Source organism: Kitasatospora sp. NPDC057904 (genome assembly GCF_042887925.1).
Taxonomy (GTDB): domain Bacteria; phylum Actinomycetota; class Actinomycetes; order Streptomycetales; family Streptomycetaceae; genus Kitasatospora.
This window is the reverse complement of the sequence record NZ_JBHVOL010000008.1, coordinates 30617-50757: the sequence shown is the minus strand read 5'-3', so window position 1 is coordinate 50757 and position 20141 is coordinate 30617. Positions and strand designations below refer to the sequence as shown.

Here is a 20141-nt window from a genome sequence, read left to right as displayed (position 1 = left end):
CTCGCCTCGAATTTCCGGGTCGGCGAGGCCCGGTGAGAGCCGTACCGACGGATGTCGATGGGTAGGGAGCCTGGTTTCTGACGCAATGTCCGAAATGCCGACCGCCGACCCCAACCCTAAACTTGACCTTTAGGGTTAGTCCTGTGCCTCCGTCACATCACCAGGGGACACAGTCTGGTGACACAGGACACTAGGTGGCTCCGGGCACGCGTTTCAACGAACACGCCGAGCTTCCCTTTTTCTTTTGAGCCTATGTGATCATCGGCCGGCATATGAAACCGGGGTGACCACCAAGGGTCGGGCCGACACTCCGAAGCGTCAACCCCACCCCCAGGAACAGAACCTACCGGATCATCCGGACACCGCCGGCGCGTCCGGCGCACTCACGTCGTAGTTCGTGCCCTTCTGAGCCAGCAGGGCCACCAGGACCCGGGCCTTCCGGTCGTTCTGCTCCGGACTCCCCCAGCGCACCGTCGCACCCCCGTTGAGCTGCAGCTCGATGTCGTCGTACGAGTGCACGAGCAGCGCCCCGGCCCGTTGGGCGACGTCGGACGGCAGCCCGGCGGCCACGGCCACCGCTCCCTGCACCAACTGCGCACGGGAGATCACCCCGTCCGCGTCCTTCGCCTGCTGACTGGGCCGCAGTTCCACCACCGGTACCCCGGCGGGCGGGGCCGCCTCGGTGGCGAAGCTCACGCCGCCGGCGTCCACCTGGGTGAACTGACCGTCGTCGCCCTTGACGGCGGCCACCGCCTTGCGCTGGGTGACCTTCACCTGGAGCGTGTGCGGCCAGCCCCGCCAGACCTCCGCCCCGGCCACCCGCGGGATCGCCTCGACCCGCCGCTGGGCGGCGTCCAGGTCCACCCGGGCCAGCGGGCCGTCGCCGAGCCCGCCGATCGCGGCGCGGACCTGGTCCGCCGTCAGCTTGTCGTCGGTGGCGCCCTGCACGGCGACGTCCCGCACGTCCAGGAGCGAGGAGAAGAAGACCACCCAGGCCAGCACGCCGACCACCGCGGCACCGAGCACGCCCAGCACCACGAAGCCCCGCCGGGAGAGCCGGAGCCGGGGAGCGTGCTCCTCGGCCTCCAGCTCCTCCTCCAGGGGGTCGGCGAGCCGGCCGTCAACCACGGCGGCGGCCGCCGCGGGCGGCCTCGATGGCCTCGTAGACCATGCCGACCAGCAGTTCGTCGGCGTCCCGGCGGCCGAACTCGGCCGCGGCCCGGCTCATGTCCCACAGCTTCTGCGGGTCGGTCAGGACCGGCAGGACGTTCTGCAGCACCCAGTCCGGGGTCAGCTCGGCGTCGTCCACCAGCAGGCCGCCGCCCGCCTTGACCATCGGCTGGGCGTTCAGCCGCTGCTCGCCGTTGCCGATCGGCAGCGGGACGAACGCGGCGGGCAGCCCGACGGCCGCGAGCTCGGCCACCGTCATGGCCCCGGCCCGGCAGAGCATCAGGTCGGCCGCGGCGTAGGCGAGGTCCATCCGGTCGACGTACGGCACCGGGCGGTACGGCGGCATCCCGGGGATGTCGTTGACCTGCGGCAGCTCGTTCTTCGGCCCCACGGCGTGCAGGATCTGCACCCCGTACTGCTGGAGGCGCGGGGCGATCGCGGTGACCGTCTCGTTGAGCCGGCGCGCGCCCTGGGAGCCGCCGGAGACGAGCAGGGTGGGCAGCCGCTGGTCGAGGCCGAAGTACTGCCGGGCCTCCGGGCGGGCCGTGTTCCGGTCCAGGGTCGCGATCGTGCGGCGCAGCGGGATGCCGATGTACCGGGAGTCGCGCAGCTTGCTGTCCGGGGTGGAGACGGCGACGAAGTCGGTGTAGCGGGCGCCGATCTTGTTGGCCAGGCCCGGGCGGGCGTTGGCCTCGTGCACCACGATCGGCACGCCGGCGCGCTTGGCCGCCAGGTAGGCCGGCATGGCGACGTAGCCGCCGAAGCCGACCACGGCGTCGGCGTTGACCCGCTCGATGATCTCCTGGGCGGCGCGGACGGTGCCGCGCAGCCGGCCCGGGACGGTGATCAGCTCGGGGGTGGGCTTGCGGGGCAGCGGGACGGCCGGGATGAGCTCCAGCTGGTAGCCGCGCTCGGGCACCAGCCGGGTCTCCAGCCCCTTCTCGGTGCCCAGGGCGGTGATCCCGATGGACGGGTCGTGCCTGCGGAGGGCGTCCGCGAGGGCCATGGCCGGCTCGATGTGACCGGCGGTCCCCCCGCCGGCGAGTACGACATGCACCGAAATTCACCGCTCCCTGCGTGCCGGCCCGGGGGCCGGGCGCGCTGTGGTTCGTCGTCGTGGCAGCACCCGGGCCAGTCGTCTCCTGATCCGGGAGTTCTTGCTCCGGGCGGCCAGGGCCGCCTTCGCGCCGGAGGTGCTGCGTGCCAGGCAGAGCAGCACTCCGATCGCGCACATGGCCGACAGCATGGCGGAACCGCCGTAGGAGAACAGCGGGAGCGGGACGCCCGCGATCGGCAGCAGTCCCAGCGCCGACCCCAGGTTGATCACGGCCTGGGCCATGATCCACGTGGTGGCGGCTCCCGCGGCGTACCTGACGAAGGGGTCCTTCGTACCGATGGCCACACGGATACCCGCGTAGCCTAGTGCCGCGAAGAGACCGATCACCGACAGCGTCCCCACCAGACCGAGTTCCTCGCCGGTCGCGGCGAAGATGAAGTCGGTGTGCGCCTCGGGCAGCTGGCCCCACTTCTCGACGCCGGCGCCGAGGCCGGTGCCGAAGCCGCCGCCGAGGGCGAACGAGTAGACGCCGTGCAGGGCCTGGAAGCAGGCACCGTCCGGGTCGAGCTTGGTGATCCCGATGCAGCCGAGGCGTTCCGCCCGGTGCGGGACGGTGACCACCAGGGCGGTGCAGACGACGACGGCCACGCCGAGGGTGGCCACGAACAGCCGCAGCGGTGCGCCGACCATCCAGAGCAGCGCGAACAGCATGGCCACCAGGATCATCGAGGTGCCCATGTCACCGCCGAGCATGATCAGCGCGAGCAGCAGCAGGGCGCCCGGCACGAGCGGCACGAGCAGGTGCTTCCAGGAGGTGAGGGTGCCGGCCTTCTGCTTGCGGGCGAGCAGGTCGGCGCCCCACAGGACGAGCGCGAACTTGGCGAACTCGGAGGGCTGGAACTGGAAGAAGCCGAAGTCCAGCCAGTTCTGGTTGCCGTTGATCCGCACCCCGATGCCGGGCACGGCGACCAGCGCGAGCGCGCCGATCACGCCGAACATCACCGGGTAGACGACCACCCGCAGCACCGCCACCGGGACGGCCGCGATGCCGACCAGCAGGACGAGGCCGAGGATGGCCGCGATCAGCTGCTTGAGGAAGTAGTACTGCGCGGTGTGGTGCTGGTTCAGGGCCAGGATCTGCGAGGCCGAGAAGACCATCATGAGGCCGAGCACGACCAGCAGCAGCGTGGTGCCGACGATCAGCAGGTAGGGCGTCAGCGGCCGGTCCAGCCAGTACCGCACCCGGGCGCGGAAGGCGCTCAGGCGGCCCAGTGGACCGGCCGACTTGTACTTCGTGGTGGTGGCGGAGATCACGCGCCACGGATCGGCCGCGGCCTGCTCCCGCACGCCCGAATCCGCCCTGCCCTGCCCCGCCAACTCCCCGCTCGCTCTCTTCGTACGGACGCCCTCGCGGGGCCCGGCTACCCGCCCGCCAGCTCCCGGACGGAGGCGGCGAAGAGGTCGCCGCGCTCGCCGTAGTTGGTGAACATGTCCATCGACGCGCAGGCCGGGGCCAGGAGCACCGTGTCACCCGGCTGGGCGAGCGACGCGGCCGTCCGGACCACCTCGGTCATCGCCACCGCGCCAGTCTGGCCCTCGGCCGCCTCGATCACCGGGACATCCGGCGCGTGTCGGGCGAGCGCCTCCCGGATCAGCGCGCGGTCCTCGCCGATGAGCACGGCGGCCCGCAGCCGCTCGGCCGCGCCCTGGACGAGGTCGTCGAAGGTCGCGCCCTTGGCGAGGCCGCCGGCGATCCAGACGATCGGCCGGTAGGCGGCCAGCGAGGCCGCGGCGGCGTGGGTGTTGGTGGCCTTGGAGTCGTCGATGTACGTGACCCCGTCGACCACGGCGACCTCGGCGATCCGGTGGGCGTCCGGACGGAAGGCCCGCAGGCCCTCCCGGACGGCCTTCGGCTCGACCCCGTAGGCCCGCGCCAGCGCCGCCGCCGCGAGGGCGTTGGCGATGTTGTGCGGGGCCGGCGGGTTGACGTCCTCGACGGAGCCCAGCTCGGCGGCGCTCTTGGCCCGGTCGGGCACGAACGCGCGGTCGACCAGCAGTCCGTCCACGACGCCGAAGTTCGACGGGCCGGGGGCGCCGAGGCCGAAGCCGATCGCCCGGCAGCCCTCCTCGACGTCGGCCTCGCGGACCAGCGCCTCGGTGGCCGGGTCGGCCAGGTTGTACACGCAGGCGACGACGTTGCCCTCGTAGATCCGGCCCTTGTCGGCGGCGTACGCCTCCATCGAGCCGTGCCAGTCGAGGTGGTCGGGCGCCAGGTTGAGCACGGCCGCCGAGTGCGGGCGCAGCGAGGGCGCCCAGTGCAGCTGGTAGCTGGAGAGCTCGACCGCGAGGACGTCGTACGGCTCGTCGGCGAGCACCGCGTCCAGCACCGAGACGCCGACGTTGCCGACGGCGGCGGTGCGCTTGCCGGCCGCGGTGAGGATCGAGGCGAGCATCTGGACGGTGGTGGTCTTGCCGTTGGTGCCGGTGACGGCCAGCCAGGGGGCGGGTTCGCCGGTGGCGGGCAGCGGCCTGCGCAGCCGCCAGGCGAGCTCGACGTCGCCCCAGACCTCGACGCCGGCCAGGTCGGCGGCGGCGAACAGCGGGCTGTTCGGCGGCCAGCCGGGCGAGGTGACGACCAGCCGGGTGTCCTCGGGCAGGCTCGCGCCGTCGCCGAGGCGCACGGTGATGCCCTGGGCCTCCAGTTCGGCGGCGCGGGCCTTCAGGCCCTCGCCGCTGCCGCCGTCGACCACGGTGACGTGGGCGCCGAGGCCGTGCAGGACGCGCGCGGCGCTGATGCCCGAGACGCCGAGCCCGGCGACGACGACGGGCAGGGCCTTCCACTGCGTCCCGGTGAATCGGGGTTCGGTCATCCGGTCACCCATCCCGCGTAGAAGAGGCCGAGGCCGACGGCGACGCAGAGGCCCTGGATGATCCAGAAGCGGACCACGATCAGGACTTCGGTCCAGCCCTTGAGTTCGAAGTGGTGCTGCAGCGGTGCCATCTTGAAGACGCGCTTGCCGGTCATCCGGAAGGAGCCGACCTGGATGATCACCGACAGGGTGATGATCACGTAGAGGCCGCCGAGCAGCGCGAGCAGGAGCTCGGTGCGCGAGCAGATGGCCAGGCCCGCGAGGGCGCCGCCGAGGGCGAGCGAGCCGGTGTCGCCCATGAAGATCTTGGCGGGCGAGGTGTTCCACCAGAGGAAGCCGAAGCAGGAGCCCATCAGGGCGGAGGCGACGACGGCGAGGTCCAGCGGGTCGCGGACGTCGTAGCAGTTGGCGGTCGCGGTGATCGCGTAGGCGCAGCTCTGGGTGTACTCCCAGATGCCGATGAAGGTGTAGGCGCCGAAGACCATGACCGACGCGCCGGTGGCGAGGCCGTCCAGGCCGTCCGTCAGGTTCACGCCGTTGGACATCGCCGCGATCATGAAGTACGCGAAGATGACGAACAGGACCGGGCCGACCGCCCACTTGAAGTCCCGGACGAAGGACAGGCTCTGGGACGCCGGGGTGAGCCCGCGGTCGTCCTGGAACTGCATCGCCAGGACCGCGAAGCCGAGGCCGACGATCGACTGGCCGGCCAGCTTGGCCTTGGCCCGCAGACCGAGCGAGCGGCGCTTGACGACCTTGATGTAGTCGTCCAGGAAGCCGACCAGGCCGAGGCCCGCGGTCAGGAAGAGCACCAGCAGCCCGGAGACGGTCGGGCTCTCGCCCGTTATCGCCTTGGTCGCGAAGTAGGCGATGAGCGTCGCCAGGATGAAGGCGATGCCGCCCATGGTGGGCGTGCCCTTCTTGCTGTGGTGCGCCTTCGGGCCGTCGTCGCGGATGTACTGGCCGTAGCCGTGCTTGGCGAGCAGCTTGATCAGCGCCGGGGTGCCGAGCAGCGACAGGACCAGGCCGATCATGCCGGAGAAGAGGATCTGCTTCATCACTCGGCCGCACCGTCCGCGAGGAGGGCCTCGGCCACCTTCTCCAGCCCCACCGAACGGGACGCCTTCACCAGGACCACATCCCCCGGCCGAAGCTGACTGCGCAGCAGTTCGACCGCCGCGTCCGCGTCGGACACCAGCACCGACTCCTCACCCCACGAACCTTCGTTCCTCGCGCCCAGTTCCATGCAGGCCGCCTCGCGTCCGCCGACCGCCACCAGCTTGGTGACGTCCAGCCGCACCGCGAGCCGCCCGATGGCGTCGTGCTCGGCCAGGCTGTCCTCGCCGAGCTCCCGCATCTCGCCGAGCACCGCCCAGGTGCGGCGGCGCTCCGGGCCGCGGCCCCCCATCGAGACCAGCGCCCGCAGCGCGGCCCTCATCGAGTCGGGGTTCGCGTTGTAGGCGTCGTTGACGACGGTGACACCATCGGCCCGGTCGACGACCTCCATGCGCCAGCGGGACAGCGCACCCGCCTCGCCCAGGGCTGCCGCGGCGTCGTCGACGGACATCCCGAGCTCCACCGCCACCGCGGCGGCGGCGAGGGCGTTCGAGACGTGGTGCTCACCGTACAGGCGCAGCTGTACGGGCGCGGAACCGGCCGGGGTGGTGAGCGTGAACGATGGCCGTCCGGTGGCGTCCAGGCGAACGTCGGTCGCCCGGACGTGGGCGTCCGGGGACTCGCCGAACAGGACGACCCTGGCCTTGGTCCTGGCCGCCATCGCGCGGACCAGCCGGTCGTCGGCGTTGAGGATCGCGGCGCCGTCCGCGGGCAGCGCCTCGACCAGCTCGCCCTTGGCCTCGGCGATCTTCTCCTGCGAGCCGAACTCGCCGACGTGCGCGGTGCCGACGTTCAGCACCAGGCCGATCCGGGGCGGGGTGATGGAGGTGAGGTACTCGATGTCGCCCTTGTGCCGGGCGCCCATCTCCATGACCAGGTGCCGGGTGCCGGGCTCGACCCGCAGCGCGGTCATCGGGTGCCCGATCTCGTTGTTGAGCGAGCCGGGCGGGTAGACGGTGTCGCCGAGGCGCTGGAGCAGCTGGGCGATCAGGTCCTTGGTGCTGGTCTTGCCCGCCGAGCCGGTCAGTGCGACCACGGTGGTGGCCTCGGCGCGGGCCACGACGGCGCGGGCCAGCTTGCCGAGGGCGTCCACGACGCTGTCGACCAGGACGGCGGGCACGCCGACCGGCCGGGAGGCCAGCACCGCGACGGCGCCGGCCCCGACCGCGGTGGCCGCGTAGTCGTGGCCGTCCACGTGCTCGCCGACGAAGGCCGCGAACAGCCCGCCGGGCAGCACCTTCCGGGAGTCGACCTCGACCGGGCCGGTCACCGGGGTGGCGGGGTCGGCGCCGTCCAGGGTGCCTCCGACGGCTGCGGCCACCTCGGCGAGGGTCAGTGCGATCACTGCTGCTCTACTCCTCGGTCGCCCCGGGCGGCCGTGGTCTGCGTGATGGATTCCCGCAGCACCTCCCGGTCGTCGAAGGGGCGGATCTCGTCTCGTACGTACTGGCCAAGTTCGTGGCCCTTGCCGGCCACCAGCACGGTGTCGCCGGCGTGCGCGCGGGCCACCGCGAGGCGAATCGCCTCGGCCCGGTCGGGGACGACCAGGACGTCGCCGCGTTCGGCCTCGGGGACCGCGGCGGCGCCGCCGAGCATGCTGGCGAGGATCGCCAGCGGGTCCTCGCTGCGCGGGTTGTCGCTGGTCAGCAGGGCGGTGTCGGCGAGCCGGGCGGCGATGTCGCCCATCGGGCCGCGCTTGTGCGGGTCGCGGTCGCCACCGCAGCCGACGACGACGTGCAGCCGGCCCTTGGTGACCTCGCGCAGCGAGGCGAGGACGGCGCGCAGGGCGTCCGGCTTGTGCGCGTAGTCGACGACGGCGACGAACGGCTGTCCGGCGTCCACCCGCTCCAGCCGGCCCGGCACGCCGGGTACGGCGGCGACGCCCGCGACGGCCCGGTCCAGCGGCAGTCCGGCGGAGACCAGGACGGTGATCGCGGCGAGCGCGTTGGCCACGTTGAACGGGCCGGGCAGCGGCACGGAGGCGTCGGCCTCGGCGCCGTCGGGGCTGAGCACCCGGAAGGTGGAGCCGACCGGGCCGAGCTGGACGTCGACCGCGCGCCAGTCGGCGCCGGGGTCGCCGGCGGCGGAGAAGGTGGCCACCGGGATCTTCGCCTCGGCGGCCAGCCGGCGGCCGTACTCGTCGTCGACGTTGACCACTCCGCGGCGGGACTTGCCGGGCTGGAAGAGCCGGGCCTTCGCCTGGAAGTAGTCCTCCATGTCCGGGTGGAAGTCGAGGTGCTCCGGCGTGAGGTTGTTGAACAGGGCGACGTCGTACGTCACCCCGTCGGTGCGGCCGAAGACGAGGGCGTGGCTGGAGACCTCCATGGTCACCGCGTCGGCGCCGCGCTCGGCCATCACGCCGAGGATCGCGTGCAGGTCGGTGGCCTCGGGGGTGGTCCGCTCGCTCTTGATCCGCTCGGTGCCGACCCGCATCTCGACGGTGCCGATCACCCCGGGGCTGCGGCCGGCGCCGCGCAGGCCGCCCTCGACCAGGTAGGAGGTGGTGGTCTTGCCGTTGGTGCCGGTCAGGCCGAGCATCAGCAGCCGCTCGGACGGGTGCCCGTAGACGATCGCGGCCAGCTCGCCCATCCGGGCCCGCGGCCGGTCGACGACCAGCAGCGGCAGGCCGGTGGGGGCGGCCAGCTCGGCGCCCGCCGGGTCGGTGAGCACGGCCACCGCGCCGGCGTCCGCGGCCTTGGCCGCGAAGGCCGCGCCGTGGTGGTTGGCGCCGGGGAAGGCCACGTACACGTCGCCCGGGCGCACCGCGCGGGAGTCGTGGGTGACGCCGGTGACGGCACCGCCTTCGACGGGCGGCAGGCCCAGCCGGCCGGCCAGCTCGGCGAGCGGCAGGGCGGCGGCCTCGGCCGGGCGGGGCGGACTCACGGTGATTTGATCGGGTTTCGGCACGGCGGGAAGGCTATCCGCCGAAGGGTGCCCAGGGCCAAACCGGCCCTGCGCCGCGCCGCCGGCCGGCCCGGCCAGCTCGTTGCTCATGCTCGTTCACGGCTTCCAGTCGACGGGCAGGTTGGGTGCCTCGCTGTTGCTCGGCGGGACCTGGAGGGTCTTGAGGGTGAACTCCATCACCTGCTTGAACACCGGGCCGCACAGCTGGCCGCCGAAGTGGCCGTTGACCGGGCCCTGGAGGGTACAGGAGACGGTCACCCGGGGGGCCTCCGCCGGGGCGAAGCCGATGAAGGAGGCGGTGTAGCCGTCGTAGCCGACGCCGTTGGCCGCGCCGCGGTTGGCGGTGCCGGTCTTGCCGGCGACGCGGTAGCCGGGGATGGCGGCCTTGCCGCCGGTGCCCTGCTCGTCGTCGACGACGGACTCCAGCATCTGGGTGAGGGTCTTGGCGGTCTGGTCGCTCACCACCCGGGTCTGCTCGCCCGGCGCGGTCGGGGTGTACTTGCCGTCCGGGCTGGTGATGCCCTGGACGATGCTGGGCGCCACCCGGACGCCGCCGTTGGCGATGGTCGAGTACACCGACGTGGCCTGCAGCGCGTTCATCTGCAGCGGGCCCTGGCCGAAGGAGATGTTGTACTTCTCCGAGGCGACCAGGTCCTCCGGCTTCTTGAGCTTGCCGGCCGTCTCGCCGGGGAAGTTCAGGCCGGTCGGCTGGGCCACGCCGAACTTGCGCATGTAGCCGTCCAGCACCTGGTTGGCCTTCAGCTGGTCGCCGTCGCCGAGGGTCTCGATCGCCTCGATGGTGCCGATGTTGGAGGACTTGGCGAGCACCCCGGCCAGGGTCAGGTACCAGTCGCCGTGCGGGACGTCGTCCTTGAACTGCTGTCCGGCCCGGACCAGGTTGCCGGGCACGGTGACCTTGGTGTCCCAGCTGGCCTTGCCGGAGTCCAGGACGGCGGCCAGGCTCATCAGCTTCGCGGTGCTGCCCGGCTCGTACGCGTCGACCAGGGCGGGATTGCCCATCTGGGACTGCTTGGCGAGGCTCAGGTCGTTCGGGTTGAAGCCGGGCGCGGTGGCCATCGCGAGGACCTGGCCGGTCTTCACGTCCTGGACGACGACGTAGCCCTTCTCCGCGCCGGAGTTGGCCACCTGGTCGGTGATCGCCCGCTGGGCGGCCCACTGGATGTCCCGGTTGATGGTCAGCTTGACGTCGTTGCCGGGCACGGCGGCCTCCAGCGAGCCCCCGGCGGTGGGCACCAGCCGGCCGGCCGCCTGGGCGTAGCTGTTGTGGCCGTCCTTGCCGGCCAGCAGCTTCTGGTACTGCAGCTCCAGGCCGCCCGCGCCCTGCCCCTCGCCGTTGACGAAGCCGACCAGGTTGGCCGCCAGGCCGTCGGAGGGGTAGACCCGCTTCTGGGTCTCCTGGTTGAACACGCCGGCCAGCGGGTTGGCGCACTCGTTGTCGACCCGGGTGCGCCCGCCCTGCTCGGCGGGCTTGCCGAGCTGCCGCTTCTGGGCCTGGCAGGCGCGCGAACCGGCCTGCTTCTCCAGGTTCGCCTTGAGCTCGCTGATCTGGCTCTTGGCGCCCGGGGTCTGCCGGGCGGCGAGCCGCTTGTAGCGGCTCTTGGGGGTGTGCAGGTCGGCGGCGATCTTCTCCTTGGGCACGCCGATGATCGGCGACAGCAGCGCCGCCGCCTGCTCGGGGGCGTCCGGGACGCCGGTGGCCTCCGGGGTGAACATCGCCGGGTCGGCGGTGATGTCGTACGCGTCGACGGTGGCCGCCAGGGCCACGCCGTCGGAGGACGTTATCGAGCCGCGCTCGGCGGTGATCGGGACGTTGAGGTAGCGGTTGGTGTTGGCGTCGGCGGCCAGCGCGTCGGCGTCCAGCAGCTGCAGCTGGACGAGCCGGCCCGCGAAGACGGAGAACACCAACGACAGCACGACGGTGATCACCCGCAGCCGGCGCTTGGGCTCGGCCAGCTTGAGCGCCTTGGGGCGCTGCGGCGGACGGGACTTGGGGCGCGGCCGGGCCGCCGCCTGGGACCTGGCCGGCGGCCGGCCCTCGGGGCGGCGCTGCTGCGGGGCCCTCGGCGTCCGGGCGGCAGCGGCCTTCGCGGGCTGGCCCTTGGCGGGCTGCTTCGGCCGGGCCGGCTGCACCTTCGCGGGCTGCGGTTTGGCGGGCTGCGGCTTGGCGGGCTGGGCCTTCTTCGCCGCCTGCCCGCGCGGGGCCGCGCCCTTGGGCGCCGCCGGACGGCGCGGGTTGCCGGAGCCCCCGGCGGACGGCTGTCGCGGAGTGCTCATGCGCCCGCCTCGCTGCTCTCGGCAGGGGCATCCGCCCACCCGCACGTGTCGATGACGAGCTCGCTGCGCTTGCTCATGCGCCCGCCTCGCCGCTCTCGGTTCCGGTGTCCCGCGTGCTCCACCCGCTCATCGGGCCGCACCCCCCGTCGGCGAGGGCGCCGGGGCGCCCGGGTTGATCTGGACGACGGAGTCGCCCGCGGTCGCCGTCGGCGCCGGGGCGCTCGGCTGGGAGCTCGGCGCCGGCTGCTGCCTGGTCGGCCACGGCTCGGCCGTCGACCGCTTCACCGGCGGGCTGTCCTGCGCCGGGCCGGGCTTGCCGAGCACCTTGCCGCCGTTGCCCAGGTCCAGGAAGGCCATCCCGCCGGCCGGGATCATGCCCAGCTCGGCGGCCCGCCGGGCCAGCGCGTCCGGCGCGGAGTTCTGGTCGATCTGGTGCTGGAGGCTCTGCTGCTCGTCGGTCGCCGTGGTGGTCTGCCGCTGCAGCCGGGACAGCTCGAAGGAGCCCTCGTTGAGCGCCGTGTTCAGCGCCAGCAGCCCGAGCAGCCCCGCCGCCAGCAGGACCACCACCAGGACGGCGAAGGGCGTGCGTCCCCGCACGGGGCGCCGCCCCGGCCGGACCGTGATCCGCGCCCTGCCCTGCCCCGGGAGTGCTCCGCTCCCCGCCCGGACCCCACCGGCCACCGGCCCCACTGCTCTCCTCCGCCCTTCGGACCGCCCCGGGACCCGCTCAGCCCCGCTTCTTCCGGTCCCTGATCCTCTCCGCCACCCGCAGCCGCACGGGCGCGGCGCGCCGGTTCTCCTCGATCTCCTCCTCGGTGGCCAGCTCGGCACCGCGGGTGATCAGCTTCAGCCAGGGCTGGTGCTCCTCGGGGACGAACGGCAGTCCCGGCGGCGCCGTGCTGGTCGCTCCGGCCGCGAAGTACTGCTTCACCAGGCGGTCCTCCAGCGACTGGTAGGACATCACGACGATCCGTCCACCGATCGCGAGGGCGTCCAGCGCTCCCGGAATGGCCCGGTCCAGCACCTCCAGTTCGCCGTTCACCTCGATCCGCAGGGCCTGGAAGGTCCGCTTCGCGGGATTCCCGCCGGTGCGCCGGGTGGCCGCCGGAATGGCGTTGCGCACCAACTCGACCAGACGCGCGCTGTTGCTGAACGGTTCCTTCTCGCGCTCCCGGAGGATCACCGAGGCGATCTTCCCGGCGAACCGCTCCTCGCCGTAGAACTTCAGGATCCGGGCCAGCTCGCCGTGGCTGTAGGTGTTGAGCACCTCGGCCGCGCTGATCCCCCGGGTCTGGTCCATCCGCATGTCCAGCGGGGCGTCCTGGGCGTACGCGAAGCCGCGGTCCGCCTCGTCCAGCTGCATCGAGGAGACGCCCAGGTCGAACAGGACGCCGTCGATCCGGTCGATGCCCAGGCGCTCCAGCACCTCGGGGATCTCGTCGTAGACGGCGTGCACCAGGGTGGCCCGGTCGCCGAACGGGGCGAGGCGCTCGCCGGAGAGCTTGAGCGCGGCCGGGTCGCGGTCCACCGCGACCAGCCGGACCTCGGGGAACTGGGTGAGCAGCGCCTCGCTGTGCCCGCCGAGGCCGAGGGTGGCGTCCACCACCACGGCGCCGGGCCGGGAGATCGCCGGGGCCAGCGCGTCCATGCACCGCTGCAGCATGACGGGGACGTGCTTGGGTCCCGGCTCGTTGGTGGTCATGCGCGGCGGCGCCCTTCCTCGGTGCGGAGCAGCCCGACGTCCGGGAGCTGCGACCATTCTCGCCCACCGCCGGGAGCGGGCACGACACGGCCCGTGGTCCCCGCCCGCTCGAGGGGAAGGACATGACCGCCGGGCGCCGGGGAAGGTGCGCCAGGAGGACACGGAGCGGGTGGAGGCCACGGGCCGGGTCGGGCCGGAGCACCGGCCTGGAAGGCCCGGTTGACGGGCCCCGGGGGGTGTGCTCCACTGCGCCGCAACTCTATCGCGCGGGCCCCACCAGTCAATGGCCCGCTCCGGCGCACCACCCGGGCGGCGGTACGGATCACCGCAGGTCGCGGCCGTCCCGGCGGTCGGGCCGGGGCGAGCGGGGCGGCCGCGGCGCCCGGTCGCGCGCCCCGGGTCGCGCGCTTCGGGACCAGGCCGGACAAACCCGTCCGTTGTGGCTATGCGCTCGGTCACAGCGCCGCGTTCTGTAGCTCTCCACCCCACCGCGGCCCCTCGAATCGCACTAACGTCGCCCCTATGACAGTGACCCCCGACCGGCCCACGCCGACCGCCGCTGCCGACCCCGAGACCCCGGCCATCATCGACCGCTTCGTGGCCTCCAATCGCGAGTACGCGGTCACCTTCCACGACGGCGGCATGGACGCCCGCCCGGTGCAGAAGATCGCCGTCGTCGCCTGCATGGACGCCCGCCTCGACCTGTTCGCGGCGCTCGGCCTCGAACTGGGCGACGCCCACGTCATCCGCAACGCGGGCGGCGTCGTCACCGACGACACCATCCGCTCCCTCACGATCAGCCAGCGCGCCCTCGGCACCCGCTCGATCGCGCTGATCCACCACACCGGCTGCGGCCTGCTCGGGCTCACCGAGGACTTCCGCCGCGAGCTGGAACTGGAGGTCGGCCAGCGCCCGCAGTGGGCGGTCGAGGCCTTCGTCGACCTGGACGGCGACGTCCGCCAGTCCATGCAGCGCGTCCGCACCTCCCCGTTCCTGCTGCACACCGACGACGTCCGCGGCTTCGTCTTCGACGTCCACACGGGTCTCCTGCGCGAGATCCACTGACGGCCCGACGCCCCGCCCCCGGTCACCCGCCCCGAGCCGAAGGAAGCGCCGACGCCGAAAGGGAGGAGCGAGGAAGCGACGACCGTCGGCGTCGGACCCGAGCGCCCGGAGGCGAGCGGGCGAGTCACGGCGACAGGGTGACTTCCGCGCCCCCGGCAGGGGAGAATGCGCCTGCCGGTTGACCTCGAACCACCTGGGGCGGCCGGGCCGCAGGCCGCTGTCCCGGCGCCGGATCCCGCACGGAACCGCCCCTGGTACGGCCGCGTCAAGCATGGGGTGGGGGCCGGCCTCGGGGTGAGGCGGGCACGGTGTGCCAGGGAGCGTAACGGGTGACGAGCTACAGCGATCAGGCCGGTGTCGGCGGTTCTTCGGGGGGCGCCCAGGAGGCGGACGGTTACCACCGGGTCGGCCTGCCCGAGCTCGCCGCCGTCGTGGACCGGGTCCGCGCCAACATCGAGAGCGTGATCGAGGGCAAGCCGGAGGCCGTCCGGATCGCCCTGACCGTCCTGCTCGCCGAGGGCCACCTGCTGCTGGAGGACGTCCCCGGCGTCGGCAAGACCATGCTGGCCAAGGCGCTCGCCCGCTCGGTCGACTGCACCGTGCGGCGCATCCAGTTCACGCCCGACCTGCTGCCCTCGGACGTCACCGGCACCAACATCTACGACCAGCACCAGCGCGACTTCGAGTTCCGCCCGGGCGCGATCTTCGCCCAGATCGTGGTCGGCGACGAGATCAACCGCGCCTCGCCCAAGACCCAGTCCGCGCTGCTGGAGTCGATGGAGGAGCGCCAGGTCACCATCGACGGGACCAGCTACGAGCTGCCGTCGCCGTTCATGGTCGTCGCCACCCAGAACCCGGTCGAGATGGAGGGCACCTATCCCCTCCCCGAGGCCCAGCGGGACCGTTTCATGGCCCGCATCTCGATCGGCTACCCCAGCCCCGAGGCCGAGTTCGCGATGCTCGACGTGCACGCCGGCGCCAGCCCGCTGGCCGACCTCCAGCCGGTCGCGCACGCCGCCGACATCCTCAAGCTCATCGACCTGGTGCGCACCGTGCACATCGCCGACCCGGTCCGCCGCTACGCCGTCGACCTGGTCGGCGCCACCCGCACCAGCCACGAGCTGCGCCTGGGCGCCTCGCCGCGCGCCACCCTGCACCTGGTCCGGGCCGCCCGCGCGGCCGCCGCGCTGGACGGGCGCGACTACGTCACCCCGGACGACATCCAGCGCCTCGCCGTCCCGGTCCTCGCGCACCGCCTGATGCCGACCGCCGAGACCCAGCTCAGCCGCCGCACCTCCGAGCAGATCGTGGCCGACCTCGTCGCCCGGCTGCCGCTGCCGCGTCCGCAGGGCGGCCCGGCCGGCCGGAGGGTCTGAGGTGTCGCCGTCCGACGCACCGTCGGGCCTGCGGGCCGGCCTGCGCGGCCTCACCACCCGGGGCCGCTCCTTCCTCGCCGCCGGGCTCACCGCCATGGTCTGCGCCTACCTGCTCGACCAGGACGCGCTGCTGCGGGTCGGTGTGCTGCTCGCCGCGCTCCCGCTGGCCGCCGCCCTGGTGCTGGCCAACACCCGCTACCGGGTGGCCAGCGGGCGCCGGCTCAGCCCGCACCGGGCGATCGCCGGCCAGGAGGCCCGGGTCCACCTGCGGGTCGACAACATCTCCCGGGTGCCCACCGGGCTGCTGCTCCTGGAGGACAAGGTCCCGTACGTGCTCGGGCCGCGCCCGCGCTTCGTGCTGGACCGGGTCGAGCCGCGCGGCAACCGGGAGGTCTCCTACCGGGTCCGTTCCGACCTGCGCGGCCGCTACGAGCTCGGCCCGCTCCAGCTGCGGCTGTCCGACCCGTTCGGGATGTGCGAGGTGAACCGTTCGTTCACCGCGTCCGACGTGCTCACCGTCGTCCCCCAGGTCCAGGCGCTGGCGCACGTGCGGCTGAGCGGCGAGTGGCTCGGGCAGGGCGAGAGCCACGCCCGCACCCTCGCGCTGGCCGGCGACGACGACGTGATCCTGCGCGAGTACCGGCCCGGCGACGACCTGCGCCGCGTGCACTGGAAGTCCACCGCCCGCTACGGCGAACTGATGGTCCGCCGCGAGGAGCAGCCGCAGCGCGCCCGCGCCACCGTGCTGCTGGACACCCGCGAGATCGCCCACCGGGGCAGCGGCCCCGCCTCCTCCTTCGAGTGGGCGGTCAGCTGCGCCGCGTCCGTCTCCGTCCACCTGCTGGAGCGCGGCTACCAGACCAGGCTGCTCACCGACACCGGCCAGTGGGTCCCCGGCCCCGGCACCGGCGGCACCAACGCGGCGGCCGAGTCCTCCGGGCTGATCCTGGACGCGCTCGCGGTCGCCGACCTGTCCGACGGCGGCGGGCTCTCCCGCGCCGAGGAGCCGCTGCGCGCCGGCGGCGAGGGCCTGCTGGTCGCCGTCCTCGGCGAGCTGGACGAGTCCCAGGCCGCACGGCTGGCCCGGCTGCGCGGGCGCACCGGCGGCGCCATCGCCTTCCTCCTCGACACCGGCACGTGGACCGGCCTGCGGATGCTCGCCCCCGAGACCGGCGGCGACGAGTTCCGCGCCCGGGTGCGCCAGCTGCGCGAGGCCGGCTGGACGGTCCTGCCGGTGCGCGCCGGGGACTCGCTCCCCGACCTGTGGCGGGCCGCCGAGGGCGCGAAGACCACCGCCCCCTACCGAGAAGAGGCCGGCGCGTGACCACCCGGGCCAAACTGACCGTCTACTCGGCGCTGGCCACCGCCCTCGCCTCGCTCTGCCTGACCCCGCTGCTCACCACCAAGAGCTGGATCACCCACGCCTTCCTGGTGATCGCGGTGCTCGCCGCCGTCGGCGCGGGCCTGCGCCGCACCCCGCTGTTCCGCTGGACGGTGCCGCTCGGACAGCTGGTCGCGCTGGTCCTCCTGCTGCTGATCGGCTTCGCCGAATCCGGCTCCGTGTGGGGCGGCCTGATTCCGGGGCCGAACTCGCCGAGCTCCCTGGACCGGGTGTTCGGCTCCGGCCTGGACGACATCCAGCAGTACGCCATCCCCGCGCCGCCCAACGCGGGCCTGCGGCTGATCCTGGTCGGCTCGGTCGGCCTGATCGCGCTGATCGTCGACACCGTCGCGGTGACGTACCGGCGCTCGGCGCTGGCCGGGCTGCCGCTGCTCGCGCTGTACTCGGTCGGCAACGGCCTGGCCGGCGACCACGGCAGCTGGATCTGGTTCGGCCTCGCCGCGGCCGGCTACCTGCTGCTCCTCTTCGCCGAGGGCCAGGACCGCGTCTCCCGCTGGGGCCGGATCTTCCGCGGCACCTCGCGCGGCACCGAGAGCTCCGGCGCCGTCGGCCTCGGCGGCCAGCAGGTCGGCATCCTGGCCCTGGCCGTCGCCATGCTGCTGCCCGTCTTCCTGCCGCACTGGGACTCCGGCCTGCTGCACTCCGGCTCCGGCGGCAGCGGCGGCGGGGGTTCGGCCGGCGCGGTCACCAGCCTCGACCCGCTGGTCAGCCTGCAGGCCGAGATCACCCGGCCCACCAACACCGAACTGCTGCGCTACACCCTGGACAGCGACATCGCCGACCAGACCTACCTGCGCACCGGCTCGCTGGACGTGTTCGACGGCACCAACTGGAAGCTCGGCTCCACCACCGTCGCCGACCTGGGCGCGGCCCTTCCCCCGCCGGAGGGTCTCCAGGACCCCAACCTCCCGCAGATGAAGGGCGACTTCCAGGTCAGCAACGCGCTGGAGAAGAGCTGGCTGCCGATGCCGTACCCGGCGCTCTCGGTCCAGCTGCCCAACCGCGGCGAGTGGAAGCTCGACCAGCTGACCCGCACCGTGATGCCCACCAACGACAAGTCGATCAAGGGCCTGCACTACCAGGTCACCTCGCTGGACGTCCGGCCCACCGCCAACGACCTGCGCGACGCGCCGAGCGCGCCCCAGGACATCCGGGAGCACTACACGGCGCTGCCGACGAACCTGCCCACGGAGGTCTCGCAGCTGGCCCGGCAGGTCACCGCCAAGCAGACGACCAACTACGACAAGGCCGTCGCCCTCGCCGCCTGGTTCACCGGACCGGAGTTCCGCTACGACACCAGCGTCAGCAGCGGCACCGGCACGGACGCCATCGTCACCTTCCTGCGCGACAAGCGCGGCTTCTGCGTCCACTTCGCCTCCACCATGGCGGCGATGGCCCGCACCCTGAAGATCCCCGCCCGGGTCGCCGTCGGCTTCACCCCCGGCGACGCCCAGAGCGCCAACACCTACTCGGTGACCGGCCGGATGTACCACGCCTGGCCCGAGCTGTACTTCGGCGGCTACGGCTGGATGCGCTTCGAGCCCACCCCCAGCCGCGGCGTGCAGCCCCGCTACAACGAGCAGGCCGCCACCGCGACCACCGCCCCGAGCCAGCAGCCGACCGCCGCCGCCACCAGCGACGCGCCCGCGCCGGCACCGTCCAACAGCAAGGACTGCGACGCCAAGCTGCGTCAGCTGGGCGAGTGCGGCAAGAAGAACACCGCCGTCGGCGACACCGGCCAGGACTCCTGGCTGCTCTCCGCGCAGGTGCTCGGCACCCTCGCGGTGGTGGTCGCGCTGATCGCGCTGCTGCTCGTCCCGATGTTCTGGCGCGCCGCGGTGCGCCGGCGCCGGATCGGCGGCGGGCGCCGCCGCCCCGGCGGGGACGGCCCGGCCGAGCTCACCGACGAGCAGGTCCTGGCCGCCTGGGACGAGCTGGTCGACTCCGCCTGGGACCTCGGCATCCCGCCGGACGAGTCGCGCACCCCGCGCGCCGCCGCCCGGCGGATCTCCGAGCGGGCCGAACTGGGCGAGGACGCGGCGGCCGCCGCCGGGCGCCTGGCGCTGGCCACCGAGCGGGTGCTCTACGCCCGCTCCGCCCACGTCACCGCGCCGCTCGCGGCCGACGTCCGCACCGCCCGGGAGGGCCTGCTGGCCACCGCGGGCCGGCGCGAGCGGACGCGGGCGGTGCTGCTGCCGCCGTCGTCGGCGCAGCTGTGGTGGCGGATCTCCGACGCCGTCCTGGCCGCCCGGGTGACGGTCGGCGGCAGGGTCGGCCGGGTGTCCGACGCCGTCACCCGACCGGTGCGGCGGGTGTTCACCCGCAAGGGGCGGGACCAGGAGTCCTGAGGGACGCGGGGAACGCGAAGAGCCGCCGGGGGCGGGCAGTCCATCGACTGCCCGCCCCCGGCGGCTCTTCAGGCTCGGTTGTCGGCCGGCTCGTGCGCCCGGACGCCGTCCAGGCGGCTCAGAACCCGCCGGTCTGCTCGTCCCGGCGGCGCTGCCAGCGCTGCTCCACGCGGTCCATCATCCCCGCCTTGCGGCGCGGCGCGGCGGCCTGCTTGGGGCCGGTGCCCTGGCCCGCGGGCCCCCGGCGCCAGCCCGTCACGGCGAACACCGCGCACCCGAGCATCACCAGGAACCCGACCACGCTGACCCAGATCTGGTCCGGAACGACCATGCCGCCCATCAGCAGGGCGACGCCCACCACGAAGCCGGCGACGGCCAGGTAGACCCGTCGGCGGGTGTAGGTGCGCAGCCCGGTTCCCTCAAGCGCCGACGCGAATTTGGGATCTTCGGCATACAGCGCTCGCTCCATCTGGTCGAGCAGTCGCTGCTCGTGCTCCGAGAGCGGCACGGAGTCCTCCTACTCGTCGGTCGCCGGTGCGACCGGTCCGCCGCCCCGGTCGGGGAGGCAAGTCCATTCGGCCTTCGGGACACGCGGTCGGACGCCTGTGCGGGGGACCCGGTCCGTGTCGTCCATATGCCCCATGCGTCCGGCTGTCATGCTTTCCGGCTTTACCCAGATCATACGGTCCGTGGGCCCGTTCCGGGGTGGTCCGCGGCGCGTGGGCCGGGCCACTTCGGCCGGGGCCGACCGCACTCCTCCCAACGCCGCGGACGGCGAACTAGTGCCCGATCCGGTGGAATCGGCCCGGACCTGGGGAGCTGCGACGATCACCGCC

15 protein-coding genes are annotated in these 20141 nt (G+C 73.4%); 4 read left to right on the top strand and 11 right to left on the bottom strand.

The features are described from left to right. Positions 1-351: 351 nt before the first annotated feature. From ACFVSN_RS21150 to rsmH, 10 genes are all read right to left on the bottom strand, one after another. Entirely contained in the window at positions 352-1128 is a 777-nt protein-coding gene (locus ACFVSN_RS21150) for a cell division protein FtsQ/DivIB (RefSeq protein WP_380446872.1), read from the bottom strand. After that, positions 1121-2227, bottom strand: a complete 1107-nt coding sequence (gene murG, locus ACFVSN_RS21145; RefSeq protein WP_359974828.1) for an undecaprenyldiphospho-muramoylpentapeptide beta-N-acetylglucosaminyltransferase — start codon at positions 2225-2227, stop codon at positions 1121-1123. Before murG ends, ACFVSN_RS21150 begins: the two co-directional genes overlap by 8 nt. A gap of 6 nt (positions 2228-2233) precedes the next feature. Beyond that, complete coding sequence (ftsW, locus tag ACFVSN_RS21140; protein ID WP_380446874.1) at positions 2234-3574, bottom strand: putative lipid II flippase FtsW; 1341 nt, start codon at positions 3572-3574, stop codon at positions 2234-2236. A 74-nt stretch (positions 3575-3648) separates the two neighbouring features. Next, entirely contained in the window at positions 3649-5097 is a 1449-nt protein-coding gene (gene murD, locus ACFVSN_RS21135) for a UDP-N-acetylmuramoyl-L-alanine--D-glutamate ligase (RefSeq protein ID WP_380446876.1), read from the bottom strand. After that, complete coding sequence (gene mraY, locus ACFVSN_RS21130) at positions 5094-6155, bottom strand: phospho-N-acetylmuramoyl-pentapeptide-transferase (RefSeq protein ID WP_329928346.1); 1062 nt, start codon at positions 6153-6155, stop codon at positions 5094-5096. Before mraY ends, murD begins: the two co-directional genes overlap by 4 nt. Then, the gene (gene murF / locus ACFVSN_RS21125; RefSeq protein ID WP_380446879.1) at positions 6155-7558 is read right to left on the bottom strand and encodes a UDP-N-acetylmuramoyl-tripeptide--D-alanyl-D-alanine ligase; all 1404 of its coding nucleotides are present in this window, start codon (positions 7556-7558) and stop codon (positions 6155-6157) included. The genes mraY and murF overlap by 1 nt, the downstream gene beginning before the upstream one ends. After that, positions 7555-9120, bottom strand: a complete 1566-nt coding sequence (locus ACFVSN_RS21120; protein ID WP_387602549.1) for a UDP-N-acetylmuramoyl-L-alanyl-D-glutamate--2,6-diaminopimelate ligase — start codon at positions 9118-9120, stop codon at positions 7555-7557. Before ACFVSN_RS21120 ends, murF begins: the two co-directional genes overlap by 4 nt. 93 nt (positions 9121-9213) lie before the next feature. After that, positions 9214-11412, bottom strand: a complete 2199-nt coding sequence (locus tag ACFVSN_RS21115; protein WP_380446884.1) for a penicillin-binding transpeptidase domain-containing protein — start codon at positions 11410-11412, stop codon at positions 9214-9216. Between the two features lie 126 nt (positions 11413-11538). Beyond that, the gene (locus ACFVSN_RS21110) at positions 11539-12009 is read right to left on the bottom strand and encodes a cell division protein FtsL (protein ID WP_380446886.1); all 471 of its coding nucleotides are present in this window, start codon (positions 12007-12009) and stop codon (positions 11539-11541) included. A gap of 130 nt (positions 12010-12139) precedes the next feature. Beyond that, positions 12140-13114, bottom strand: a complete 975-nt coding sequence (gene rsmH, locus ACFVSN_RS21105) for a 16S rRNA (cytosine(1402)-N(4))-methyltransferase RsmH (protein WP_380446888.1) — start codon at positions 13112-13114, stop codon at positions 12140-12142. 522 nt (positions 13115-13636) lie between these two features. Between rsmH and ACFVSN_RS21100 the strand changes: the two genes are divergently transcribed. The 4 genes from ACFVSN_RS21100 to ACFVSN_RS21085 all read left to right on the top strand — a co-directional run bounded on the left by ACFVSN_RS21100 (position 13637) and on the right by ACFVSN_RS21085 (position 19305). Further along, positions 13637-14179, top strand: coding sequence for a beta-class carbonic anhydrase (locus ACFVSN_RS21100; protein ID WP_380446890.1), 543 nt, complete (start codon positions 13637-13639; stop codon positions 14177-14179). A gap of 329 nt (positions 14180-14508) precedes the next feature. Next, a complete protein-coding gene (locus ACFVSN_RS21095; RefSeq protein ID WP_380446893.1) occupies positions 14509-15555 on the top strand; it encodes an AAA family ATPase in 1047 nt (348 codons plus the stop codon). 1 nt (position 15556) lies between these two features. Next, positions 15557-16879: a DUF58 domain-containing protein gene (locus ACFVSN_RS21090; protein ID WP_387602538.1), complete on the top strand. Its 1323-nt coding sequence runs from the start codon at positions 15557-15559 to the stop codon at positions 16877-16879. Next, positions 16876-19305, top strand: coding sequence for a transglutaminaseTgpA domain-containing protein (locus tag ACFVSN_RS21085; protein ID WP_387956380.1), 2430 nt, complete (start codon positions 16876-16878; stop codon positions 19303-19305). Before ACFVSN_RS21090 ends, ACFVSN_RS21085 begins: the two co-directional genes overlap by 4 nt. A gap of 118 nt (positions 19306-19423) precedes the next feature. Here ACFVSN_RS21085 and ACFVSN_RS21080 read toward each other — a convergent pair whose 3' ends face one another. Beyond that, positions 19424-19813 carry a DUF3040 domain-containing protein gene (locus ACFVSN_RS21080; RefSeq protein ID WP_380446029.1) on the bottom strand — a complete coding sequence of 130 codons (390 nt, stop codon included), beginning with the start codon at positions 19811-19813 and terminating at the stop codon, positions 19424-19426. Positions 19814-20141: the final 328 nt, after the last annotated feature.